General features: G+C 52.7%; 19 protein-coding genes and 3 pseudogenes. 14 read left to right on the top strand and 8 right to left on the bottom strand.

From position 1 onward, the window contains the following. Positions 1–219 precede the first annotated feature (219 nt). Both dps and rhtA read right to left on the bottom strand, forming a co-directional pair. Positions 220–723 carry a DNA starvation/stationary phase protection protein Dps gene (gene dps / locus HA51_RS25140; protein WP_084938139.1) on the bottom strand — a complete coding sequence of 168 codons (504 nt, stop codon included), beginning with the start codon at positions 721–723 and terminating at the stop codon, positions 220–222. 295 nt (positions 724–1,018) lie between these two features. Then, positions 1,019–1,927: a threonine/homoserine exporter RhtA gene (rhtA, locus tag HA51_RS25135; protein WP_084938137.1), complete on the bottom strand. Its 909-nt coding sequence runs from the start codon at positions 1,925–1,927 to the stop codon at positions 1,019–1,021. A gap of 379 nt (positions 1,928–2,306) precedes the next feature. Between rhtA and ompX the strand changes: the two genes are divergently transcribed. Next, entirely contained in the window at positions 2,307–2,819 is a 513-nt protein-coding gene (gene ompX, locus HA51_RS25130) for an outer membrane protein OmpX (RefSeq protein WP_084938135.1), read from the top strand. A gap of 57 nt (positions 2,820–2,876) precedes the next feature. On the opposite strand, the gene HA51_RS25125 is transcribed toward ompX, so the two are convergent. The 4 genes from HA51_RS25125 to HA51_RS25110 all read right to left on the bottom strand — a co-directional run bounded on the left by HA51_RS25125 (position 2,877) and on the right by HA51_RS25110 (position 7,172). Then, the gene (locus HA51_RS25125; protein WP_139810738.1) at positions 2,877–4,151 is read right to left on the bottom strand and encodes a c-type cytochrome; all 1,275 of its coding nucleotides are present in this window, start codon (positions 4,149–4,151) and stop codon (positions 2,877–2,879) included. A 14-nt stretch (positions 4,152–4,165) separates the two neighbouring features. Continuing rightward, positions 4,166–5,944: a GMC family oxidoreductase gene (locus HA51_RS25120; RefSeq protein ID WP_084938129.1), complete on the bottom strand. Its 1,779-nt coding sequence runs from the start codon at positions 5,942–5,944 to the stop codon at positions 4,166–4,168. After that, entirely contained in the window at positions 5,944–6,672 is a 729-nt protein-coding gene (locus HA51_RS25115; protein WP_084938127.1) for a gluconate 2-dehydrogenase subunit 3 family protein, read from the bottom strand. Before HA51_RS25115 ends, HA51_RS25120 begins: the two co-directional genes overlap by 1 nt. Positions 6,673–6,977: 305 nt before the next feature. Further along, on the bottom strand, positions 6,978–7,172 hold the full coding sequence (locus HA51_RS25110) for a hypothetical protein (protein WP_084938124.1): 195 nt from the start codon (positions 7,170–7,172) through the stop codon (positions 6,978–6,980). 265 nt (positions 7,173–7,437) lie between these two features. On the opposite strand from HA51_RS25110, the gene mntR reads away from it, so the two are divergent. From mntR to HA51_RS25070, 8 genes and pseudogenes are all read left to right on the top strand, one after another. Beyond that, positions 7,438–7,896 (top strand): manganese-binding transcriptional regulator MntR, encoded by a 459-nt coding sequence (gene mntR, locus HA51_RS25105; RefSeq protein WP_084938122.1) that lies wholly within the window; start codon positions 7,438–7,440, stop codon positions 7,894–7,896. A 21-nt stretch (positions 7,897–7,917) separates the two neighbouring features. Beyond that, positions 7,918–9,027, top strand: a complete 1,110-nt coding sequence (locus tag HA51_RS25100; RefSeq protein WP_084938119.1) for an SLC13 family permease — start codon at positions 7,918–7,920, stop codon at positions 9,025–9,027. A gap of 187 nt (positions 9,028–9,214) precedes the next feature. Beyond that, the gene (locus tag HA51_RS25095; RefSeq protein ID WP_084938117.1) at positions 9,215–10,345 is read left to right on the top strand and encodes an HlyD family secretion protein; all 1,131 of its coding nucleotides are present in this window, start codon (positions 9,215–9,217) and stop codon (positions 10,343–10,345) included. Next, positions 10,342–11,910 carry a DHA2 family efflux MFS transporter permease subunit gene (locus HA51_RS25090; protein WP_084938115.1) on the top strand — a complete coding sequence of 523 codons (1,569 nt, stop codon included), beginning with the start codon at positions 10,342–10,344 and terminating at the stop codon, positions 11,908–11,910. The genes HA51_RS25095 and HA51_RS25090 overlap by 4 nt, the downstream gene beginning before the upstream one ends. A 1-nt stretch (position 11,911) precedes the next feature. After that, a complete protein-coding gene (locus HA51_RS25085; RefSeq protein ID WP_425435797.1) occupies positions 11,912–13,429 on the top strand; it encodes an efflux transporter outer membrane subunit in 1,518 nt (505 codons plus the stop codon). Positions 13,430–13,508: 79 nt separating this feature from the next. Beyond that, positions 13,509–13,790: pseudogene (locus HA51_RS25080) on the top strand (MFS transporter); the annotation flags it as partial. 430 nt (positions 13,791–14,220) lie between these two features. Beyond that, positions 14,221–14,622, top strand: a complete 402-nt coding sequence (locus tag HA51_RS25075; protein ID WP_084938112.1) for an H-NS family histone-like protein — start codon at positions 14,221–14,223, stop codon at positions 14,620–14,622. A gap of 185 nt (positions 14,623–14,807) precedes the next feature. Continuing rightward, positions 14,808–16,400, top strand: coding sequence for an ABC-F family ATPase (locus HA51_RS25070; RefSeq protein ID WP_084938110.1), 1,593 nt, complete (start codon positions 14,808–14,810; stop codon positions 16,398–16,400). A 69-nt stretch (positions 16,401–16,469) separates the two neighbouring features. Here the strand turns inward: HA51_RS25070 and moeB are convergent. Together moeB and moeA are read right to left on the bottom strand one after the other, a co-directional pair. Continuing rightward, positions 16,470–17,224 (bottom strand): annotated as a pseudogene (gene moeB, locus HA51_RS25065) (molybdopterin-synthase adenylyltransferase MoeB). Next, complete coding sequence (gene moeA / locus HA51_RS25060; RefSeq protein ID WP_281253484.1) at positions 17,224–18,459, bottom strand: molybdopterin molybdotransferase MoeA; 1,236 nt, start codon at positions 18,457–18,459, stop codon at positions 17,224–17,226. The pseudogene moeB and the gene moeA overlap by 1 nt, the downstream one beginning before the upstream one ends. 228 nt (positions 18,460–18,687) lie before the next feature. On the opposite strand from moeA, the gene HA51_RS25055 reads away from it, so the two are divergent. The 5 genes and pseudogenes from HA51_RS25055 (at position 18,688) to gsiD (ending at position 25,000) form a co-directional block, all read left to right on the top strand. Next, positions 18,688–19,653, top strand: coding sequence for an isoaspartyl peptidase/L-asparaginase family protein (locus tag HA51_RS25055; protein WP_084938105.1), 966 nt, complete (start codon positions 18,688–18,690; stop codon positions 19,651–19,653). A gap of 9 nt (positions 19,654–19,662) precedes the next feature. After that, positions 19,663–21,515: pseudogene (gene gsiA, locus HA51_RS25050) on the top strand (glutathione ABC transporter ATP-binding protein GsiA). 63 nt (positions 21,516–21,578) lie between these two features. Beyond that, positions 21,579–23,114 (top strand): glutathione ABC transporter substrate-binding protein GsiB, encoded by a 1,536-nt coding sequence (gsiB, locus tag HA51_RS25045; protein ID WP_084938103.1) that lies wholly within the window; start codon positions 21,579–21,581, stop codon positions 23,112–23,114. Positions 23,115–23,163: 49 nt separating this feature from the next. Beyond that, the gene (gene gsiC, locus HA51_RS25040; protein ID WP_034820789.1) at positions 23,164–24,084 is read left to right on the top strand and encodes a glutathione ABC transporter permease GsiC; all 921 of its coding nucleotides are present in this window, start codon (positions 23,164–23,166) and stop codon (positions 24,082–24,084) included. Positions 24,085–24,094: 10 nt separating this feature from the next. After that, on the top strand, positions 24,095–25,000 hold the full coding sequence (gsiD, locus tag HA51_RS25035) for a glutathione ABC transporter permease GsiD (protein WP_084938097.1): 906 nt from the start codon (positions 24,095–24,097) through the stop codon (positions 24,998–25,000). The last annotated feature ends 271 nt before the right edge of the window (positions 25,001–25,271 follow it).

Here is a 25,271-nt window from a genome sequence, read left to right as displayed (position 1 = left end):
ATGCAGGGCCAGGCTGAACCGATTTTGCATCAAATGAAAGTCTTGCACCATTTTTGCTCACCAAAATGGTGCAATGTGCTGTTGTGGTGCGGGCACAGTGTGCACCAAGGGATTAGCAAGGGAAAGGCAGGATTAAGAAATTGTTAACGACGTCAAAAAAAGCACCATAATGTTACAAATATAAAAAAGGCGGGACAACCCGCCTTTTCTAATCTCGCTTTATTCAATGTTGGATTCGATGAACCACAGGAATTTATCGAGGTCTCGCGAAGCAGCCGTGAAAATATCTGCGGAGTCTTCATCGCTCACTTCACTGATCGCTTTACGCGTATCGTTAGCCACTACCGCATAACGGTCTGCTAACGCTTTTAAGTGATCCTGTACGGTGTGGATATTAAGCGGGTAGCTTTTCAACGGCGTTTTATCGTTGACGATCTGGGTCGTACCCAGTGCAACACCGCCTAACTGCACCACGCGTTCTGCAATCGTGTCCTGATGGTCGGTAATCGCGGTACGGAAGCCATCCAGCATCTCATGGACACCGATAAAGTTGGCGCCGCGCATGTTCCAGTGCGCCTGTTTAGTGATCAGTGACAGGTCGATGAATTCTACTACCAGACGGTTGAGCACCTCGATGGTCGCTTTCTTATCGCTATCAGCAACATCATTACGGGTGTAAATGAGATCAGACGATTTAGTTTTAACCAGTTTTGCGGTACTCATCATTAATGTCCTCTAATTGATGGTTGTCCTAATCAAGCACGGAAATAAGTATAGCAGCAGTTCTTCGTTCTGCTGGATTGTTTAAACCAATGACAGGAATAGATAAATCTTAATATTATGAGGGGGTGAGGTGCTGAGGGTTAATTATCTATAAATCATGTAGATATAAGTGGTGTTAATTATTCTTTAATGATGTTGCAGAATAATAACGTCAGGAATAGGGGTGGAAGGCAAAAAATTAAATGAGAATGGTTATTTATTCAGCCTGTTATTTTACAGGCTGAATCCGAATTATTTATTGCAGATGATTAATATCCACTTCGTTTATTTTTGCACTCTTTTGTTTCATGGTCAGCGTTGATCCGGCAGAAGCGGCGATAATCGCCAGTAAGGCTACCCATTGCTTCAACGTCAACAGTTCCCCCAGGAAAAGCATGCCTGAGAGAGCGGCCATCGCAGGTTCGAGGCTCATCAGCGTGCCGAAAATGCGGGCTGGCAGGCGGGTTAGTGCCATCATTTCCAGAGAATAGGGGATTGCACTGGAGAGCAGGGCGATGACTAAAGCCAAGGGTAAAATTTCCCAATGCCAGATACCGGGCGCGGCAAAAGTTAGGCCGAGCGGAACAAAAATCACCGAAGCAATTAACGATCCCATCGCGACGGTTGCTGGACCATGCTCAGCCCCCGCCCGTTGCCCCGCCAAAATATAGACTGCCCAACAGGCACCCGCACCCACCGCCAGCAGAGCACCCAGTGGATCGATATGGCTGATGCCATCACCAATAGGCAGCAAGAACCATAATCCAGTCACTGCCAGCGTCACCCAGAGGAAATCGAGTGGGCGGCGGGCGCCCGCCAGAGCCAGCGTAAGGGGGCCTAAGAATTCCAGGCCTACGGCTACGCCGAGGGGGACGGTGCGTATAGATAAATAGAAGAGGTAATTCATGCAGCCGAGCGCCAGACCATACATCAATAGCGGCTTGCGCTGCTCACGTGTGAAGCGCAGGCGCCACGGCTTAAAGATGACACACAGGATTAGCGTGCCAAGTCCCAAGCGAAGTGCGGTGATGCCGGGCGCGCCTACCGTAGGGAACAGTGATTTTGCCAACGAGGCGCCGCCTTGCAGCGAGAGTATAGCAATCAGAAGTACGGAAATCGGGAATAACACCGAAGCCATTTTGGGTGTTGTCAGAGGTGCGGACATGAGGGGATCCATTCTTGTATTCATTAACAGCGAAGCAACAAAAAACCAGTGTAAATGAATCCGAAGCAAATATGGAGCAGAGAGAAACGTAAAACAAACGCAGCGGTAGGCGATTAAATAGCCACTTTTAGCGCCATTTCAGTAAAGAAATGTCAGGTTAGTTTAGGAATTTACTTAAAGGTATTATTTTTAGCCCGAAATTATATTGCAGAAAGATGACGCTTTTTATAAGTAAAATGAATGACATACGATAATTCATTAACTTTCTGTTACACCAAACAATCTGTTAGACAACAAATTGCGGGCAGAGTTTCTCGCTATTTTTTGTTATATTTTTAGCGTTGTCAGGAGAGAAGTATATTCACATTTGAGGTGGTTTATGAAAAAAATTGCATGTCTTTCAGCACTGGCTTGTGTACTGGCAGTTTCTGCAGGTTCAGCCATGGCACAGAGCACCGTTACTGGTGGTTACGCGCAGAGCGATTACCAAGGCGTTGCTAACAAAGCAAACGGCTTCAACTTGAAATACCGTTATGAAGACGGTACTAACCCACTGGGTTGGATCGGTTCTTTCACCTACACCGAAAAAGACCGTACTGATGCTGGCGTTTACAACAAAGGCCAATACTACGGTATCACCGGTGGTCCTGCTTACCGTCTGAACGACTGGGCAAGCATCTACGGCGTAATCGGTATCGGTTACGGCAAATACCAGGCAACTGACGCTGCTGCACAGTACAAAACTGATTCAAGCGACGTAGGCTTCTCTTACGGTGCAGGTATGCAGTTCAACCCAATCCAGAACGTTGCCGTTGACGTGGGTTACGAGCAGAGCCGTATTCGCAGTGTAGACGTTGGCACCTGGATTGCTGGCGTAGGCTACAGCTTCTAAGTTTTGCTTAGACCAGATTTGCATGAGAAACGGCCCATTACGGGCCGTTTTTTTTGCTTACTGCGGTGAGGCTGGAGGTGGAGCGGACAAGGTCGCGCGGATCTTTTTAACCTGATCAGCCGTGACTGGCGCCGCTTTGTTGCCCCACCCATTACGGATGAAGTTGGCGACATCCGCAACCTGTTGGTCATCAAGCCGCCAGGCAAAATCAGGCATGGTGAATCCGGTTGGCGCCTGTTGCGTGATCGCACGCTGGCCACCTTTCAGAATCACACTGATCACCGATGACGGATCCTCACTCAGCAAGGCTGGGTTGTGCGCCAGCGCCGGGAAGGTACTGGCATAGCCTTTACCATCGGTGCGGTGGCAGGCTGCACAGTTATCCACGTAAACCTGCGCGCCGGGTTGACTGACATCCCCTTTGAACAGCGCCTGCGCGGTGGCATCGCTGCTTGCTGGTGCAGGGGAATTCTCTGCGGCAGGAAGAGACTTCAGATAGACGGCAATCGCGTTCAGATCCTCATCACTGAGGTACTGGGTACTGTGCGCGATGACATCGGTCATGGAACCAAACGCCGCGCCTTGCTGATTCGCGCCGGTCTTCAGGAAGGTCGCGATATCCTGTTCTGACCAGCTCCCTAAGCCTGCCGCTGGGCTGGCGGTCAGATCCGGTGCATGCCAGCCTTCCAACGTGCCGCCAGTTAGATAGCCTTTATCGCTCTGGTCCATGGCTTTTTCCTGGAAAGCGATACCGCGCGGGGTATGACAAGACCCGCAGTGACCAAGACTTTGCACCAGATAAGCGCCGCGCTGCCACTGTTCCGATTGACCTGCAACCGGTGCATAGGCGCTGTCATCGGCGAACGTCCAGCGCCAGAACGCCAGCGGCCAGCGCATACTGAGCGGCCATGGAATGTCACTCTTGTGATTTTCCTGACTGACCGGTTTGACACCTTGCATGAAATAGTCATACAGGGCATGCATATCGCTGTCGCTGATTTTTGCATAGGACGGATAGGGCATGGCCGGATAGAGCGAACTACCATCTTTGGTTACACCACTGCGCACCGCTTTGGAAAAATCCTCGTAGCTGTAGTCGCCAATACCGTGGGTTTTGTCGGGTGTAATGTTGGTGGAGTAGATGGCGCCAATCGGCGTGCTCATTTTGAGTCCACCCGCAAAAGGTTGCCCGCCTGCTGCAGTGTGGCACGCGGCGCAATCGCCCGCTTTTGCCAGATATTCACCCTGTTTAACCGAGGCTTCGCTGGCGGCCAGTGCCGCATGGCTGACCAACGCGCCGCTCAGAGCGAGAAAGAGTGCGGAAATTTTCACTATAACGCTCCTTATCAGGCCTGAACCAGCGGACCAGGGTTAGCGAGATAGCGGTTGCGAATCGCATCCGCCGCGAATAATGCGGTAGCACACACAATCCCGGTTGGGTTGTAAGCCAGGTTTTGCGGGAAGCAGCATGCGCCCGTAACGAACACGTTTGGTACATCCCAGCTTTGCAGGAACTTGTTTACGACGCTGGTACGTGGATCGTCACCCATCACTGCACCACCTGTGGTGTGCGTTGATTGGTAAGGGCGAACATCGTAATGGCTGTTGAGCGTTTTGAAGCCCACTTCATAGTGCTTAGGATTCATCACCTTGACGATCTCCTCGGCCTTATCTTTGATGAAGTTGGTCATCTTCAGCTCGTTCTGCTGCCAGTCGAACGTCATACGCAGCAGCGGTTGGCCGTAGATATCACGGTACGTAGGGTCAAGGTCGAGATAGCACTGCTTATACGGCATCACTGATCCGGACGAGCCGACGTTCATGTTGTGCAGATAATTATCTTTGATGGCCTGTTTCCAACCGGATCCCCAGCGTGGCGCATCTTTAGGAATACCCATCTGCTGGATTGGACGCCCGCCTGAGAAAGCCGCCGAGATGGTGGCACCGCCGACAAAGCCGACTTTGCTGTGATCAAAGTTTTCAGCGTTGAAATTGTCGATCAAGGTTGAAGTCGCGCCGGTGGCAGCAAACGGATTGAACCAGTTGTCGTTGTCGTAAAACAGCTTGATGCCGCCGGTCATTTGGTAGGCGTAGTTCCTGCCCACCACGCCATCACCGGTTTGCGGATCGTAGGGCTTGCCAATTTTAGACAGCAGCAGTAAACGCACATTGTGCAGTTGGAATGCACTCAGGATCACCAGGTCCGCCGGTTGCTCGACCTCGTTGCCTTGCGCATCAATGTAGGTCACACCGGTGGCTTTTTTGCCGCTGCTATCGGTGTTGACGCGGATCACGTGTGCCTGAGTGCGCAACTCAAAGTTACTGAACGGTTTCAAAGCCGGAATCACGCAGCTTTGTGGAGAACCCTTAGAGTAGTTAAAGCAGCCAAAACGTTCGCAATAACCGCAGTAGTTACACACGCCAAGTTGCACGTTGTAAGGGTTGGTCCAGGCTTCGGTACAGTTAGCCGCAGGACATTCGAACGGATGGTATCCCAGTTGTTTGGCAGCCTTAGAGAACAGCTCACCGGCGTACAGGGTTTCCAGAGGTTTCGTTGGATAACCATTTTTGCGGGGGGCCTCGAAGGGGTTGCCGCCCTCGATTTTCTCACCGTTTAGATTGCCGACCTGGCCGGCTGCCCCGCAGATTTTTTCGAACTTGTCGAAATACGGCTCCATCTCATCATAGGTGAACGGATAATCCTGAACCGTCATGTCCTTTGGAATGAAATCGGCACCGTACTTTTCAATCACAGTGCTTCTCATTTTCAGATCGGCTTCCAGTGGACGCCAGAGTTGTCCATTCCAGTGCGTACCTGCGCCGCCCACGCCATCACCGGGTAGGAAAGAACCGAAGCGGCGATAGGGAAGCGCAGTTTCCTGCGTGGTATGGCGAACCGTCACGGTCTCTTTCGAGGCATTTTGGAACAGTTTTAAACGAATGCCGTAAGTCAGCTCATCGGCAATACGCGGATAGGAAAAGTCGGGGTAAGTATCGCGATTTTCGCCGCGTTCCAGTGCCACAATATTTAATCCAGAACTGGCCAGTTCCATCGCCATAAGCGAACCGGTCCAGCCGAACCCGACGATGACGACATCGACGGGCGCTTTTTTTACTGCCGCCATTACACGCTCCTTTTACTGGAAATGCTGACTGGGCCAAGAGGGTAGGGTTTATTAGGCTGCTGTACGGTATCGACGAAATCCGCACGTGCACCGGGAAAACCGATCATTTTCCACGAGGCCAGCGTTTGGTTGCCGCCGTGAATCGGATCGGCGAGATAACCCTCTTTAGCGTTCTCCAGCAGTTGCTCGAAAAACAGCTTGCCGTGAATGGCATCGTTCTGCAGTTTGTCGGCTTCCAGCGCGCGTAGTATGTCTTCCTGCTGCGCGGTTTCCAGTTGATAAAAATCCTTTTGAAATTGCTGCTGACAATGCTGGTCAGCTAAAGCGATACCTAAGCGATAGGTGTCGCGTGGGACAAGATGGGATTGGTAACCCATTTCTGGAATGGAATCGGCGAACGGACCCTGCATGTACCACAGGCGTCCATAGCCGTAAGGCAATTCCATCTGCTTATCGATAAATACCTGCACCCCTTCACTCACGGCACCGGGGCCATTCGCGTCAGCGGGGATCAGGCGATCCAGTGCAGCGAGCAGAAATTTCCACTCTTTATCGTTGAAGTAGGCTGGAACATAGTCAGATAACACGCCTTGCGGCTTGTCGGCTGCGGGGGAGGAGAGAGAGACCACACCGGTACTGGCTGCGGCGGCGAGCGGAATGAGCGAGAGCGATTTTTGTAAAAATCGTCTCCTGCCCGACGGTTGCTCTTCAGGCTTTTTTTGTGACATTGCTGATCTTCCTTACGAAAAACCCACCCTGGGTTGATTTTGTTATAAGTATGTAATTTTTTGTTATGAGGAGATTAATCAGCTGTCACAATCGGTTGCAAGCTAAATGTTAGCAGCCTAATCGTTTAACCGTCGTTGAAGGAAAGAAGGGATACAAACTTGAACCGATTCAGCCACAGTAAAAATGGGGATTAGGCTTTCGTTCAATAACAATGGAAAGAGTGGGACTAAAAGGGTAACAAAATGTGAGATCGCGCAAAGGATCCGTTGGGAAAACGGATCCAAACAGAAAAGCTATGGAGGATTTAGCCGCGCCAGATCAGATTGGGGCAAGGACGCTCTGTGAGTTGTTTACCGGTCAGCTTTTCAATCAACATCAGACGCAAAGCAAACGGCGAGCGCTTAAAAATGCACAACAGCGATTTCAACTCAAAAGCCGGTTTGCTTTGCTCAACCTGGAAGCATTTACCACAGTCGAGGCAGTTTTTCATGGTGGTCATGTTCACCTCCCGAATGAATGACGACGTAACAGTAAGCATAAGCCTGCGATAAACAGCAGGAAAAGGAGCAGCAGCAGATAAGGTTCGTTCATCGTTGCCTCCTTAATAAGCTATTCGCTTACATTACGAACAAAGATAGCACTGGCTATACTCTTTAGCCAACACTATTTAGGAAAAATTTGTGCTTATTTGTGCCTGGTTTACAATGAGCGCAGCCAGGCCCGCACCGCAGTTAAAGTGCGGCAGATAATAATGAGGAAGCTGAATGAGTCGTCGTGCAAAGAGCGCCAACAATACGCCCCAAGGGCCGCTTAAAGATATTGAGGAGCATGTCGAAGGATTTCGCCAAGTGCGCGAAGCGCATCGACGTGAACTTATTGATGACTATGTAGAGTTAATCTCTGATTTAATTCGTGAATTTGGTGAAGCCCGTCAAGTAGATATGGCGGCGCGCCTGGGTGTATCTCAGCCCACCGTGGCCAAAATGCTGAAGCGTTTGGGTACGACTGGGTTGGTTGAGCAGGTGCCTTACCGTGGGGTTTTCCTGACGCCCGAAGGTGAGAAACTGGCTGAAGCGAGCCGCGTGCGTCACCACATTGTTGAAAGTTTCCTGTTGGCGCTGGGCGTCAGCCCTGAAACTGCCCGCCGCGATTCTGAAGGCCTTGAACATCACGTCAGTGATGAAACGCTGGCAGTGTTTAAACAATTTTACGAGAGTCGTTAACCTACAAGGCCTTTCGCCATCATGCCCATCGTGCTTCGTTCTTTAATGCGTGATCGTATTTTGCATTTGTTGTTGCTGTTGGGTGTGATTTTATTGCCGCTGGCAGAGTATCGCTGGTCGCAATTGCCCGCTGCTGTTGACTGGCACACCATCATGACGCTGACGGGTTTATTGATGTTGACCAAAGGGCTGGAAAACAGTGGCTATTTTGATGTCCTGGGTGCACGCCTGATACAACGTTTCCAGCATGAACGTGCACTGGCGTTATTCATGGTGTGTGCTGCCGCTTTGCTCTCCACTTTTCTGACCAATGATGTCGCGCTGTTTATTCTGGTGCCGCTCACCCTGACGTTACGTAAATTCTCACGCTTGCCGATTTCACGCTTAATCATTTTTGAAGCGCTGGCAGTCAATGCCGGTTCGCTTTTGACGCCGGTCGGTAATCCGCAAAATATTTTGTTATGGAGCCATGGCACACTGAGCGTGTCCGGCTTTATCTTGCAAATGGCCCCCCTCGCTGCCGTATTAATGATCACCCTTATGGTGTTGACGTGGTGGAGTTTCTCCGCTCGCGCTATTCAAAAACATACGCAAAGCGAAGCGCATCAGTGGCAAAAACCCTTGTTTATCATCAGCGTGCTGCTCTACTTGGTTTTTGTGGTGGCATTGGAGTTGAAAATGACCGGTTGGGCGCTCTTGTTGGTGGCGGGTTGCTTCCTGATAATCGCTCGTAGCGTATTAGCCAGTATCGACTGGAGCCTGCTGCTGGTATTCGTTGCCATGTTCATTGATGTGTTTCTACTCATGCATCTGCCACTGTTGCAGCCGCATTTTGCCGCCATTAGCCAGTTGGGTGAAGGCGAATTATATCTGCTGGCTATCGGGCTTTCTCAGGTGATCAGTAATGTGCCCGCGACCATTCTCCTGTTGCAAAAAGTGCCTCCGTCAGAGGTATTAGCCTGGGCCGTCAATATCGGTGGTTTCGGTTTGTTACCCGGCTCTCTGGCAAATTTAATCGCGTTGCGTATGGCGCAAGACGCCCGTGTCTGGTGGCGTTTTCATCTCTTCTCATTACCGATGCTGGCGTGGTCAATGCTGTGCGGATGGCTCCTGCTACACTGGCTGCGCTAAGGCGAGAATATTGCACTGTCGCCCTGACTGACGCGCTGATTATTCAGCGTGTTATCTTTGCTGGTGGCAGAAAATGCGTTGATTGTCGGGTTGTGTAAAGTTGCACTGGCATTTGTCAATTTCCCATCTAAGGTTAAGTTGACCGTTTTTGCCCGTGGATCGGGATCACAGCCAGCGATGATAACCTATGAGTGATAACCACAATCAGCCGCCCGCTCGCGAGCAGCAGGATGCGCAGCACGCTTCAGAAACCAACCCAGATAACACCGAACCACAACGTAAACGCCCAGGTAAAAAGCCACTGATCATTCTTGCTGTTGTGGTGGTGATTATGCTGCTGGTGGGATTGTGGTTCTGGTTTACGACTCGCAACATCGAAACCACCGACGATGCCTTTACCGAGAGTAACGCCGTGACCATTGCGCCGAAAGCCGCAGGTTACGTGGTGAAGCTACTGGTTAATGATAACCAGCGGGTGAAGAAGGGCGATTTGCTGGTGGAGATCGATCCCCGGGATAACACCGCTCAGCGCGCTCAGGCACAAGCACAGCTGGGTCTGGCCAAGGCGCAATTGCATCAGGCACAGGCGCAGTTAGCCTTGTCTCGTGTGCAATATCCGGCACAGCGCGATCAGGCCATTGCTGAACAAGCCAAAGCTCAAGCCAATTTGCTGAATGCGCAGGCAGATTATCGTCGTCAGCGCGGTGTCGACCCGCGCGCCACTTCACAGCGCAATATAGATACTGCAGCAGCACAGTTGCGATCCGCTGAAGCGCAATTGCAGAGTGCCAAAGCGCAGGTTGAAGTCGCTTCGCAAGTTCAGTTGCAGATTCGTCAGCAGGAAACCAATGTTGAGGCGCGTCAGCAGCAGGTCGAGCAGGCGCAGGCGCAGCTTAATACCGCTGATCTTAACCTGTCATATACCGAGGTGCGCGCACCTTATGATGGTTTCGTCACCAAGCGTAATGTGCATATTGGCTCTCTGGTGCAGGCAGGCACGGCACTGTTCTCGCTGGTATCCCCGGATATCTGGATCACCGCCAATTTTAAAGAGACGCAACTGGCGCGGATGAACCCAGGCGATAAAGTGGACATCACCATTGATGCCTGGCCGGACATGAAGCTGGAAGGGCACGTGGACAGTATTCAGATGGGCTCGGGCTCGCGCTTTTCAACTTTCCCAGCCGAAAATGCCACCGGCAACTACGTGAAAATTGTGCAGCGCGTACCGGTTAAAATCGTTATCGATAAAGGATTGGATCCGAATCATCCACTGCCGCTCGGCTTATCGGTTGAACCCAAGGTCACTGTCGAATGAGTGCGAGCGAAAGCTGGCGTCCGGCCAGCAATCCCTGGCTGGTTGCCATCACGGTGACGCTGGCGGTGTTTATGGAGATTCTCGACACCACTATCGTCAACGTTGCGCTGCCGCATATCGCCGGTTCACTCTCTTCTAGCTATGACGAATCCACATGGGTGCTGACCTCTTACCTGGTAGCCAACGGCATTGTGCTGCCGATTTCCGCGTTCTTCAGCCGCCTGTTTGGTCGTAAGCAGTTCTTCCTGATCTGTATTGTGATGTTCACCATCTGCTCATTCCTGTGCGGCATTGCGACTGAGCTTTGGCAAATCATCCTGTTTCGCGTTTTGCAGGGCTTTTTCGGTGGCGGTTTGCAGCCTGTTCAGCAGTCGGTACTGCTCGATTACTTCAAAGCAGAAGATCGCGGTAAAGCTTTTGGCCTCTCGTCGATTGCGATTATCGTCGCGCCGGTAATTGGCCCGACACTGGGTGGTTGGATCACCGATAACTACAGCTGGCGCTGGGTGTTCTTTATTAACATCCCGGTGGGCATTTTGACGGTACTGGCAATTTACCAACTGCTGGAGGATCCGCCGTGGGAGCGCAAGTGGGCGAAGGGCAAGCTGAAGATCGATTACATCGGTATCAGTTTGATCACCTTGGGATTAGGCTGCTTGCAGGTGTTTCTCGACCGTGGCGAGGATGCTGACTGGTTTGATTCCCACTTTATCCGGCTGTTTGCCATGCTGGCCGCAGTCGGGATTGTTGGGGCGATCTACTGGTTGTTGTACGCTCGTAAGCCGGTGGTGGATATCACAGTGATGAAGGATCGCAACTTCTGGGTTGCCGGTTTGTTGATGGCCGGTATGGCGATGATTCTGTATGGCAGTTCGGTGGTGCTTCCGCAGCTGGCACAGCAGGATCTGGGCTATACCGCCACTTGGTCAGGGCTGGTGCTCTCGCCCGGTGCGGTATTAATTGTGCTCACCATCCCGTTGGTACTAAAACTGATGCCCATTGTGCAGACGCGTTATATTATCGCCTTTGGCTTCACCTGCCTCGCCAGTGCGTTTTTCTACTCCACCACCCTGACACCCAACGTCGATTTCACCACGCTGGTGCTAATGCGTAGCGCGCAATCCATCGGGCTGGGCTTCCTGTTTGTCCCCCTGACTACCATCGCCTTTATCACCGTGCCTCAGCGGCTGAATGCCGATGCCTCCGCACTGTTTACCATGTTCCGTAACGTGGCCGGTTCGATAGGCATTTCACTGGCGACAGCCGGCATTACCGAGCGCATGCAGGCGCGTTCGGCCAGCATGATCCACAACATGACGCCGCTCAATGAGCCATTCAATATTACGCTGCAGCACTGGGCGCAAGCCATTCGCGACTTTACGACGGCAGTCGGCGATCCTCTGACCTTGGCAACGGGCCAGCTGTATAAAGAAATGATCGCCCAGGCGCGTATTCTGGCTTATATCGATGTGTTTATGGGGCTGAGTATTGTGGCCTTGCTGTTGATTCCTTTTTGTTGGTTGCTTTCGCCGATCAAGAGCGAAGGCAGTGCAGGAGCACATTAAAATGATCACCTCTCCACGTTTGAGCCTGATGGCGCTGGCCCTGATGTTAGCAGGGTGCGCCGTAGGCCCAGATTACCAGCCACCCCACGCCCAAACGCCTGGCAGTTATCGCGATTTGCCGTCTCAGGAAGCATCGAAGCCGCTGGCGGCAGCCACTAACGCGCTGTGGTGGAAAAGTTTTAATGATCCGCAATTGGATAGCCTGATTGAACGCGCCATTGCGGGCAATCTCACTTTGCAACAATCCGTCCTGCGCATTGCCGGGGCACGCGAGCAGTTGGCGCAGGCGCGCGGCGGACTTTTTCCCTCAGTGAATGGATCGGCCAAAGTGACACGCCAGCAGTTGGGTGTGAAAGGGTTGCTGAAATCCAACGGGGTATACGATCAGGTTGATAGCGATGTGGCGAATCAACTGAATGGTTTAGACCACTCGGTGACCTTATATCAGGGCAGCTTTGATGCCAGCTGGGAATTAGATCTGTGGGGCAAGGTGCGCCGCCAGATGGAAGCAGCAGATGCGCAGCAGCAGGCGGCAATTGAGCAGCGCAATGATGCACTGGTGTCGTTGGAGGCCGAAGTGGCGCGCGCGTATCTGCAATTACGTGGATCACAGGCAGTGCTCGATACTTTGCAACAGCAGATTAGTGTCGCGCAGCAAACATGGGAACTGACGCAAAGCCAGCAACGCAACGGCTTGGCACCGTTGACCGATGTGGAAAATGCCCGAGCCCAACTTTCATCTCTGAACGCACAACTGCCGCAGTATCAGTCGCAAGAACGTCAGGCGATGAACGGCTTAGCCGTGCTATTGGGGAAAACGCCGGGTGCATTAGATAACGAGTTGATGAACAGCAAAGCGCTGCCAGCATTGCCGAAAATGGTGGCGGTGGGCATTCCTTCCACGCTGGCGCGCCGCAGGCCGGATATTCGCCAGGCGGAGGCCAATCTGCATGCGCAAACCGCCAATATTGGCGTGTCGGTGGCTGATTTGTTCCCTAGCCTGTCACTGACGGGGCAATTGGGCGTACGTAATACCGATGCCAGCTATCTTGATGACTGGAGCAGTCACTTTTACAGCATTGGACCTTCACTCTCGATCCCTATCTTCCAAGGCGGGAGGTTGGTTTCGAGTGTAAAACTGGCCCGTGCGCAGCAGGCGAGTGCGGCACTGGATTATCGTCAAACCGTGCTCACCGCGTTGCAGGATGTGGAGAACGCGCTGGTCAGCTATCGCGCCGATCAGCAACAAGTCACGGCATTAGATGAAACCACCGGTGCGCTTCAACATGCCTTTGACCTTGCCAGCGAGAGTTATAAGCAGGGGATTTCCACGTTCCTTGAGGTACTGGATGCTCAGCGTCAGTTGGCGCAAGCACAGGCACAATCAACCCAGGCGCGGATGCAAAGCGCGCTGGATCTGGTCGCGCTGTACAAAGCGCTGGGCGGCGGTTGGGAACCTTATCAAAACGTGAATCTGCCTGATTATTCGGTGTTTGGCCCTGCGACCAGCGTACCTTAATTGCAAGGGCGATTAAGGTCGCCCGGTGCAATTTGAAACGAAAATTTCCCTTTAACATGTTGTGCAAATTAACCGGGGTGAAACCATCATGTATTACGCCCCTACCATGTTAAAAGCAGTAGGTATGAGCGACAACGTGGTGTTAATTGCCACCATTGCCAATGGTATTATTTCCGTATTAATGACGTTTATCGGTATCTGGCTGCTGGGACGCATGATAGGTGGCGCCATTTTTGTCATTCGCTACGTGCCTGAGACACATAATCGCTCGTTGGAGCAGATCGAGCATTATTTGCACGACTGGCTATCGAATGAAGAACCGCAGGCGCGTTCAACCCCCGCAGTGAAGAAAACTTTATAACTTGCTGTGGCTGCTTTCTTCTCTTAGGCCGGTGCATGCACCGGCTTTTTATCGCTTTACGATCAGAAAAATGAGATTTTCATCCCAACTGTAAAAATATAATAATCACCTATGAAAATAGATTTTCGCCTGGGCCATTAATCTTTTTTTACCTTTGTGTTCACTTCCACCCCAACGAGCAATTGCTGCTAAATGCTTGTTTATCACGTGGGAATAAGTGTTCAAATCGCTTACTGTTCCAGTGGGTGGCACAAAATGTGTGTTGTTAATTCGCCGTTAATTAAAGCCATGCATTGGGTTTAAAGCGGGGGCAAGAGAATAAGTTAATCCGTTCGGAATTATCCGCCCGCATAAATTAATTTATTTTTTTATTTGAATTAGGTAATCTTGCCACTACAGTTTATTTACCCCCCTAAGCAAGGACATTGTGATGAGTGACGCATTTAAAGTTCTGAACAACATTCGCACATTACGTGCACAAGCGCGTGAACTGCCATTGAGCGATCTGGAAGAAATTCTGGAAAAATTAACTGTCGTTGTGACTGAGCGTCGTGACGAAGTTCATGCAGAAGAAGCACAGAACCGCGAGAAAGAAGAGAAGCTGTCTAAATACCGTGAAATGCTGTTGGCTGACGGTATTGATCCAAACGAATTACTGGGTGCGTTGGAAACCGGTAAAAAACGCGCTAAACGTGCACCGCGTCCTGCTAAATATTCTTATACCGACGAAAACGGTGAAGAGAAGTCATGGACCGGCCAAGGCCGTACTCCAGCTGCGATTAAAAAAGCACTGGACTCAGGTAAAAAACTGGACAGTTTCCTGATCAAATAATCTGCACAATCCTTGTCAGTGGGAGCCGGAGACGACATCGTCTTCGGCTTTTTTATTTCTCGTTTTGCAACAACGTGTTCAGCATTTCATCTCCACGCTAACAGGCGCAAAGGTGGCGTCCTGATGCCCGTTTCTGGCATAATGCCCGCTGTTTTTTCCTCCATCGCGTAACAAAGGTCAATGCCGTGTTAGTTTCCAGCAATATCACTATGCAGTTCGGCAGTAAGCCGCTGTTTGAGAATATCTCCGTTAAGTTTGGCGGCGGTAATCGTTACGGTTTAATCGGTGCGAACGGCAGCGGTAAATCGACCTTCATGAAAATACTGGGCGGCGACCTGGTACCGACCAACGGTAATGTTTCACTCGACCCTAACGAGCGTATCGGTAAGTTACGCCAGGACCAGTTTGCGTTTGAGCAATTTAGCGTGCTGGATACGGTGATTATGGGCCACGCTGAATTATGGGCGGTGAAGGAAGAGCGCGACCGTATATATGCTTTGCCAGAAATGAGCGAAGAGGAAGGTTATAAAGTTGCTGACTTGGAAGTCGAATACGGCGAAATGGATGGTTACAGCGCAGAATCCCGTGCCGGTGAATTATTGCTTGGCGTGGGTATTCCAGTGGAACAGCATTACGGTCCGATGAGCGAAATCGCTCCAGGCTGGAAATTGCGTGTGCTGTTGGCGCAGGCATTATTCTCAAACCCGGATATTTTGCTGCTCGATGAACCGACGAACAACCTGGATATTGATACCATTCGTTGGCTGGAGCAGGTGCTAAACGAACGTAACAGTACCATGATCATCATTTCGCATGACCGTCACTTCCTGAATATGGTGTGCACACACATGGCGGATCTGGATTACGGTGAACTACGCGTGTATCCAGGTAATTATGACGAATATATGACCGCGGCAACCCAAGCGCGTGAACGTCTATTATCTGACAACGCGAAGAAGAAAGCGCAAATTTCCGACCTGCAATCCTTTGTTAGCCGTTTTAGCGCCAACGCCTCTAAATCTCGCCAGGCCACCTCGCGCGCTAAACAGATTGATAAAATCAAACTGGATGAAGTCAAAGCCTCAAGCCGTCAGAACCCTTATATGCGTTTTGATCAGGACAAGAAGCTGTTCCGAAATGCGCTTGAAGTCGAAACCATGACCAAAGGGTTTGATAACGGTCCGCTGTTTAGCAAATTGAGTCTGATGGTTGAAGTCGGAGAGAAAGTCGCGATTCTGGGCGCCAACGGTATCGGTAAAACCACTTTACTGAAAACGCTGGTAGGCGAACTGACGCCTGACAGCGGCACGGTTAAATGGTCTGAGAATGCGTTGATTGGTTATTACGCGCAGGATCATGCCGAAGATTTCGCCGATGACCTGAGTGTGTTCGACTGGATGAGCCAGTGGAAGCAGGAAGGTGATGACGAGCAAGCGGTGCGCAGTATTCTGGGCCGTCTGCTGTTTGGTCATGATGAAATCAAGAAGCCCGCTAAAGTGCTGTCCGGTGGTGAGAAAGGCCGCATGCTGTTTGGTAAGCTGATGATGCAGAAGCCGAACATCTTGATCATGGATGAACCGACTAACCACCTCGATATGGAATCGATTGAGTCGCTTAACCTGGCACTCGAGGCTTATGAAGGCACGCTGATTTTCGTCTCGCATGACCGTGAGTTTGTTAGCTCACTGGCGACTCGCGTGATGGAGATGAAAGGCGATCGCATTATCGACTTTACTGGCAACTACGAAGATTATCTGCGTAGTCAGGGTATTGTGTAAAATCGAATTAATTGCATGTTAATAACAACGGCGCGATTCATTAATCGCGCCGTTGTTATATATGATTGATTATTTTCTGCCGCAGACTTCACAGTGCGCATCCTGCGCCACCTTCATGCTGCGAAACTCGGCGCTCATCGCATCATACATCAGCAACCGCGCGTTGGCGGGTTGACCGAAAGCTGTCAGCACCTTGATGGTCTCCAGCGCCTGCATCGACCCGATCACTCCGACCAACGGTGCCAGCACGCCTGCTTCGACACAGCTTAACGTTTGCTCGCCAAACAAGCGGCTGATGCAGCGATAGCAAGGCTCACCGGCTTGCCAGGTAAAAACACTGAGCTGGCCTTCCATACGAATAGCTGCACCGGAAATCAGTGGCACCTGATGCTGGAAGCACAAGCGATTTACCTGCTCGCGCGTAATAACGTTATCGGTGCAATCCAGCACCGCATCATGACGGGCAATCAGTGCGCCGAGTTGCGTATCATCCAACTGAGCATTCATCGCTTCAAGCTGGCAATGAGGATTAATCGCCGCTAACTGCTGGCGTGCTGACTGCACCTTGGGCTGACCGATGGTGGCATCACTGTGCAAAATCTGACGCTGCAAGTTGCTTAGGCTGACAGTGTCGAAATCCAGTAGTGTTAGATGCCCTACGCCTGCTGAGGCCAGATAGGGTGCTGCGGCACAGCCAAGTCCCCCAACCCTACCACTAACACGCGCGAGGCTTTCAGTTTCTCTTGCCCGTCAAAATCGAAGCCACGCAGCACAATCTGGCGATTGTAGCGCAGCATCTCTTCATCGCTGAGCTCAACGTTCATTAGCCCTCCAGCAAGCTATTAAAGGCTTCAATTTCCACCCATTCACCCGGCTCGACGTCACCGCGATCGCGTTCCAGCACAATAAAGCAGTTGGCGAGAGCAAAGGAGCTGAACACATGTGAACCCTGCGCGCCGGTGCTGCGAACTTCTAGCACACCGTCTTCGCCACGGCTAAGGATTCCGCGCTGGAAATCGAGGCGGCCGGGTGACTTTTTCAGGCGCTGAATGGCGCGGGCACGCTGGCGTAATGGCATTACCGATGTGGTCTGGCCGGTGAGCGTCGCCAGCAATGGCTGCACCAGTTGATAGAAAGTCACGGCCGCCGAAACCGGATTGCCCGGTAAGCCGCAGAACCAACTGTTGGCTAGCCGGCCAAAGGCAAAAGGCTTACCCGGTTTGATCGCCAGCTTCCAGAAGGTGATGGCACCCAGTTCTTCGAGCATGGCTTTGGTAAAATCGGCTTCACCCACGGAGACGCCGCCGGTGCTGATTACCACATCGGCCTGGCGATCTGCCTCACTGAACGCCTGTCGTAATGCCTCTGGATCATCGGCAATCACGCCAAGATCGATCACTTCGCACGCCAGTTTTTTCAGCATCAAAGAAACGGTAAAGCGGTTGGTGTCGTAAATCTGTCCTTCCGCCAGCGGTTGTCCCACCGCCTGAAGCTCGTCGCCGGTAGAAAAAATCGCTACGCGCAGTTTACGCAACACACTGACTTCAGCGATGCCCAGTGAAGCCAGAAGCGGCAGCTCAGCGGCACCCAGGCGAACTCCGGCGTCCAGCACCTGTTTCCCCGCTTGAATATCTTCGCCGATGCGGCGTATGTTTTGGCTGTCGCGCACTTCAGCCGTGATGACGATACCGCCATCATGTTGCTCGGTATGTTCCTGCATCACCACGGCATCACAACCGGCTGGAATCGGTGCGCCGGTCATAATGCGAATCACGCTGCCAGCGGGCCATGCACCGTTGAAGGGTGCGCCGGCAAAGGCTTTACCTACCACCGGGAAAACGCGGTCTGGCACGATATCGCTCAAACGTACGGCATAACCATCCATTGCCGAGTTATCAAACGGTGGCACATCTAGCGGTGAACTGACCGGTTTGGCAGTGATGCGCCCAGCGGCTTCAAACAGCGCTACGCTCAGGCAATCGCCGATCGGCGTGAGCTGTTGCAGCATTTTTTGTTGTGCGTCTTCGAGGGAGATTAATCCTGCGGTGAAAGGTTCCATGTCCATCTCTGCCAGGTTGATTTCAGATGCTGCCTATTATGGTGGCATTTTCCCGCGGAGTCACATGCGACAAAAAAAGCATAATCCACATTAAAAGGTTATGACTGCTGATACACTTTCTGCTTTACAAGCTGTGAGTGGCTTTCTATAGTCGAAAATTGCCAAAAAAAGATGAAAACCATTCTAAATCAGTATTTTTGGCTCTGATTCCTGGACAGGGTACCGGTTATGGCTAAAGCAGTTATCGCAATTCATGGCGGCGCAGGCGCGATTACACGTGCGGCAATGAGCGCCGAAAAAGAACAGCACTATCTTCAGCAATTGAACGCAATCGTTACCGCTGGACAGCAAATCCTCGTGGCGGGTGGCAGCGCGCTTGATGCCGTCACCGAAGCAGTGCGTTTACTGGAAGAGTGCCCGCTCTTTAATGCAGGCAAAGGCGCAGTATTTACCCATCAGGGCACGCATGAACTCGATGCCAGCATCATGGATGGCCGCACGCTTGACGTCGGTGCCGTCGCGGGTGTCAGTCATATCCGTAACCCGGTATTGGCGGCGCGTAAGGTGCTGGAAAACAGCCCTCACGTCCTGTTTATTGGCGCGGGCGCAGAAGCCTTTGCGGCAGAGCAGGGGCTGGAACAGGTTGATGCCGATTTCTTCTCAACGCCGGAACGCTGGGAGCAATTGCAGCGTGCACTGGGTAGCCAGCAAATGTTGCTCGATCACGATGGCGCCGCGCAGTCTCACAGCGATGACCCACTCGACCCGGATCGCAAATTCGGTACGGTAGGTGCAGTGGCGCTCGATCTTCAGGGTAATCTGGCCGCCGCGACTTCAACCGGCGGCATGACGAACAAGCAGGCGGGACGCGTGGGTGACTCTCCGCTAGTGGGTGCAGGCTGCTACGCTAATAATGAGACAGTCGCCGTATCTTGTACTGGCACGGGCGAGGTCTTTATTCGCACCCTGGCAGCTTATGATGTGTCGGCACAGATGGAATACGGCGGACGTACCTTGCAACAAGCCACAGCCAATGTCATTCATGACAAAGTGCAAGAGTTGGAGGGCAGTGGCGGGCTGATTGCTATCGATAGCCACGGTAATGTGGCGCTGCCGTTTAACAGCGAAGGGATGTACCGAGGATTCGCCTATGTGGGTGGCGAAGTAGAGGTAGCGATTTACCGCGACAGCTAAGGAGCAGGCATGACGGATCATCAGCAGTTTGCGCCTGAGAAGGTTCTAGCGGTGCGCGATCTTAACGTACGTTTTGAACACGAAGGCCGCATTACCGAAGCGGTGCGTAATCTGTCGCTTGATTTGCATCGTGGTGAAACACTGGCGTTGGTCGGTGAGTCGGGTTCAGGAAAATCGGTCACCTCATTGGCATTGATGCGTCTGATTCAGCAGGCGGGTGGTGAAGTGAGTGGTGAGATTCAACTGCGGCGGCGTAACGGCGAAGTACTGGATGTGATGCGCGCGTCTTCCAGTCAAATGCGCAAAGTTCGCGGCGCCGATATGGCGATGATTTTTCAGGAGCCGATGACCTCGCTCAATCCGGTTTTCACCGTGGGTGAACAGATCGCAGAGTCTATTCGTTTACACCAGGGGAAAAGTCACCAGCAGGCGCAGGCCGAAGCGCATCGTATGTTGGATCTGGTGCGTATTCCCGAAGCCCATAATGTGCTGTCACGCTTCCCGCATCAGCTCTCTGGTGGCATGCGTCAGCGCGTGATGATCGCGATGGCGCTGTCATGTAAACCCGCGTTGTTAATTGCTGATGAACCCACCACCGCGCTTGACGTCACCATCCAGGCGCAAATTCTGCAACTGATCCGTGTGCTGCAAAAAGAGATGCAGATGGGGGTGATTTTTATCACCCATGACATGGGTGTGGTGGCGGAAATGGCTGACCGTGTACAGGTGATGTATCGCGGCGATGTTGTCGAACGTGCGCCAGTACAGCAGTTGTTTGACGCCCCTCAGCAACCTTACACCCGGGCCTTGCTGGCGGCGGTACCGAAACTGGGTGCGATGAGCGGCCAGCCACTGCCGGCCAAATTCCCCCTGTTACACACCAATGGTCGTGAAGAACCCGCGACGCCGCAGGATACGGTGCGAGGCAATGAACCGCCGATTTTGCAAGTACGTGATTTAGTCACGCGTTTTGATATTCGCGGTGGCCTGTTTAACCGCGTCAAGCGGCGAGTGCACGCGGTAGAAAAGGTCAGTTTCGATCTTTACGCCGGAGAGACGCTGGCGCTGGTCGGCGAGTCGGGCTGCGGCAAATCCACCACCGGCCGTTCTTTGCTGCGCCTGGTTGCTAGTCAAGGCGGCACCATCACCTTTAACGGTCAACGCATTGATGCGTTGCAGGGTAATGCGTTGGCATCACTGCGCCGTGATATTCAGTTTATCTTCCAGGATCCTTACGCCTCGCTCGATCCACGTTTGACGGTTGGGTTTTCCATTATGGAACCGCTGCTGGTGCATAAAACCATGGACCGACGTCAGGCAGAGAAGCGAGTTGCCTGGTTGCTGGATCGCGTCGGTCTTTTGCCTGAGCATGCCCAGCGTTATCCGCACGAGTTTTCCGGCGGTCAGCGGCAGCGTATTTGTATTGCACGTGCACTGGCGCTCAACCCCAAAGTGGTGATTGCCGATGAATCGGTCTCGGCGCTGGACGTTTCGATTCAGGCGCAAATCATTAATCTGATGCTCGACTTGCAGCGCGAGTTTGGCATTGCCTTCCTGTTTATTTCGCACGACATGGCAGTCGTAGACGCATCAGCCATCGCGTGGCCGTGATGTACCTCGGACAGATCGTGGAGATGGGGCCGCGCCAGGCGGTATTTGAGCAGCCGCGCCATCCTTATACCAAGAAACTGATGGCCGCGGTGCCGGTCGCCGATCCGGCGCATCGACACCGTGAGCGGGCCTTAATGGTGGATGAGATCCCCAGCCCGATTCGCCCGCTGGGTGATGAGCCGGAAGTGGCACCGTTAATGGAAGTGGCGCCGGGACATTATGTCGCCCGCCACGCCATTAGTGGCGCCTAGCAGCAAGCAACCGCGTCATCTCAGGATGTCGCGCATGACAGGGACTACAGGAGAACGATAACAATGCACCACATTATGCGAAAAGGGGTTATCACTGCCGGGTTGTTGAGTTCAGCGCTGGCAATGCCCGCGTGGGCAGCGAAGGACGCGGTGATTGCTGTGGCGTCGACCTTTACGACGATGGACCCGTATGATGCCAACGACACGCTGTCGCAATCGGTAGCGAAGGCCTTCTACCAAGGGCTATTTGGCTTCGACAAAGACATGAAGCTGCAAAACGTGCTGGCAGAGAGCTATCAGGCAAGCAGCGATGGTTTGACCTACACCATCAAACTGCGCTCGGGCGTTAAGTTCCAGGATGGCACCGACTTCAATGCGGAAGCGGTAAAGGCCAACATCGATCGCGCCAGTAATCCGGACAATCATCTCAAGCGTTACAACCTGTTCAAATATGTCGCTAGCACCGAAGCGGTGGATCCGACCACGGTGAAAATCACGTTGAAGCAGCCGTTCTCGGCTTTCATCAACAACCTGGCGCACCCCGCTGCGGTGATGATTTCTCCCACCGCGTTGAAGAAATATGGCAAGGACATCGGTTTCCACCCGGTGGGTACTGGGCCGTATGAGTTCGAGACCTGGAATCAGACCGACTTCGTTAAAGTGAAGAAGTGGGATGGCTACTGGAAAAAGGGCTATCCGAAGCTGGACAGCATCACATTCCGCCCGGTCGTGGATAACAACACCCGCGCGGCAATGTTGCAGACTGGCGAAGCCACTTTCGCTTTCCCGGTGCCGTTTGAGCAGGCCAAACTGCTAAAAGGCAACAGCAAGCTCGATGTGGTGACGACGCCTTCGATCATGCAGCGTTACATTAGCCTTAACGTGACGCAGAAACCGTTCGACAACCCGAAAGTGCGTGAGGCGTTGGAATACGCCATTAACCGTGAAGCGCTGGTTAAAGTCGCGTTTGCTGGTTATGCCACGCCAGCGACCGGCATTGTGCCGCCCGCCATCGATTTTGCGCAGACTTATCCAGCGATCAAGTATGACCCAGCCAAAGCGCGCGAGCTGTTGAAGGAAGCGGGATTCCCGAACGGTTTTGAAACCACCTTGTGGTCTTCGCATAATCACAGCACCGCGCAGAAAGTGTTGCAGTTCACCCAGCAGCAGTTGGCGCAGGTTGGCGTGAAGGTCAAAGTGACCGCGATGGATGCCGGCCAACGTGCCGCAGAAGTGGAGAGTAAAGGGCAGAAAGAGAGCGGTGTGCGCATGTTCTACACCGGCTGGTCAGCGTCAACTGGTGAAGCTGATTGGGCGCTGACACCGCTGTTCGCCACCACCTCTTGGCCACCTGCGATCTTTAACACCGCGTTCTACAGCAATCCGCAAGTGGATAAAGATCTCGGGGATGCCCTGAAAACCACCGACCGTGACCAGAAAGCGAAACTGTACAAAGACGCGCAGGATCGTATCTGGAATGATCATCCGTGGATCCCACTGGTGGTGGAGCAATTGCTCTCAGCTAACAACAAAAACCTCACTGGCTTTTACGTCATGCCCGACACCTCATTCAATTTTGATGAGGCGGATCTGAAGTAACAGACGCGGCCAGCCTTGCGGGGCTGGCCGATGCTGCGCAGGACTTCGCATGCTCAACTATTTTCTCAAACGATTATTGGGGCTCATCCCCACGCTGCTGATTGTCGCGGTGCTGGTGTTTCTGTTTGTGCACTTGCTGCCGGGCGATCCCGCGCGCCTGATTGCCGGCCCGGAGGCAGATGCTTCAGTGGTGGCGTTAGTGCGTCAGGAGTTGGGGCTCGATCAGCCACTAATCCAGCAATTCTGGCATTTCATCCTCAATGCGCTGCAGGGGGATTTCGGCCAGTCGATGGTGTCGAAACGTCCGGTATCGGAAGAGATTGCTGCACGCTTCTTCCCGACGCTATGGCTGACACTGACCAGCATGGTGTGGGCGGTGATTTTCGGCATGACCATCGGCATTACGTCGGCCGTCTGGCGCAACCGCTGGCCAGATCGCATTGGCATGACGCTGGCGGTGTCCGGTATTTCCTTCCCGGCTTTTGCCCTCGGCATGCTATTGATGCAGGTGTTTTCCGTTGAGTTGGGTTGGTTACCGACAGTCGGTGCCGACAGCTGGAAACACTACATTCTGCCGTCCATCACTTTGGGGGCTGCGGTTGCCGCCGTAATGGCGCGCTTTACCCGCGCCTCCTTTGTTGAGGTGATGCAGGAAGATTATATGCGCACCGCGCGTGCCAAAGGGGTGCGCGAATCGCTGGTGGTGGTAAAACACGGTCTGCGCAACGCGATGATTCCGGTGGTGACCATGATGGGCCTGCAGTTTGGCTTCCTGCTAGGCGGGTCGATTGTGGTGGAAGTGGTATTCAACTGGCCTGGTTTAGGCCGTTTGTTAGTGGATTCGGTGGAGATGCGCGATTACCCGGTAATTCAGGCCGAGGTATTGTTGTTCTCGCTGGAATTCATTTTGATCAACTTGATTGTCGATATGCTCTATGCGGCGATCAACCCGGCCATCCGTTACAGGTAAGGAGTCGCAATTGAAGAACTGGCGACGCGCAGCGGCATTGAAGACCATGCCGGTGATGACGGAAACCCGGGTACGTACGCCGTGGCGCGAATTTTGGCGCCGCTTCCGCCACCAGCACGTGGCGATGGTGGCGGGCCTGTTTGTGCTGCTGTTAATAGTCGTGGCGTTTATTGCGCCGTGGATCGCACCCTTTGATGCGGAAAACTATTTCGACTACGACCGGCTGAATGAAGGGCCGTCGATGATGCATTGGTTTGGCGTGGATTCGCTGGGGCGTGACATTTTTAGTCGCGTGCTGGTAGGGACGCGCATTTCGTTGATCGCCGGTTTCTTCTCGGTGGCGATAGGGGCATTGATTGGCACGGTGTTGGGCCTGCTGGCGGGTTATTACGAAGGCTGGTGGGACCGCATTACCATGCGTATTTGTGATGTGTTGTTCGCGTTCCCCGGCATCTTGCTGGCGATTGCGGTGGTGGCGATCATGGGCAGCGGCATGAGCAACGTGATTGTGGCGGTGGCCATTTTCAGTATTCCGGCGTTTGCCCGTCTGGTACGCGGTAATACGTTGGTGTTGAAACACCAAACCTTTATTGAGTCCGCCCGCAGCATCGGTGCATCCGACTGGACCATCATTATGCGCCACATTCTGCCGGGTACAGTTTCTTCCATCGTGGTCTATTTCACCATGCGTATTGGCACCTCAATCATCACAGCGGCAAGTCTGTCGTTTCTTGGGCTTGGCGCACAACCGCCAACGCCGGAATGGGGCGCGATGCTGAACGAGGCGCGCGCAGATATGGTGATAGCGCCGCATGTGGCGATCTTCCCAAGCCTGGCAATTTTCCTGACTGTGCTGGCATTCAATCTGCTTGGTGATGGACTACGTGATGCATTGGATCCGAAATTAAAAAACTGAATGATCTAATCGGTGCGCATGAAGGCGCACCGGGTTAAAAACTCATTCATTGGCTTAAGTGAGCGGGATTACGTCAGAAATGACGCACCTGTAAGGTTCAGCGCACTGTTTTGGGCGCCATAAATGGCGCCCCTACGAGGTTGAGTGCGCTGTTTTGGGCGCCATAAATGGCGCCCCTACGAGGTTCAGTACGCTGTTTTGGGCGCCATAAATGGCGCCGCTACGAGGTTCAGCGCGCTGTTTTGGGCGCCATAAATGGCGCCGCTACGAG

The sequence above is a fragment of the Pantoea rwandensis genome (assembly GCF_002095475.1).
Taxonomy (GTDB): domain Bacteria; phylum Pseudomonadota; class Gammaproteobacteria; order Enterobacterales; family Enterobacteriaceae; genus Pantoea; species Pantoea rwandensis.
The sequence above is the reverse complement of the archived record's forward strand: the minus strand, read 5'-3'. Positions and strand labels throughout refer to the sequence as shown.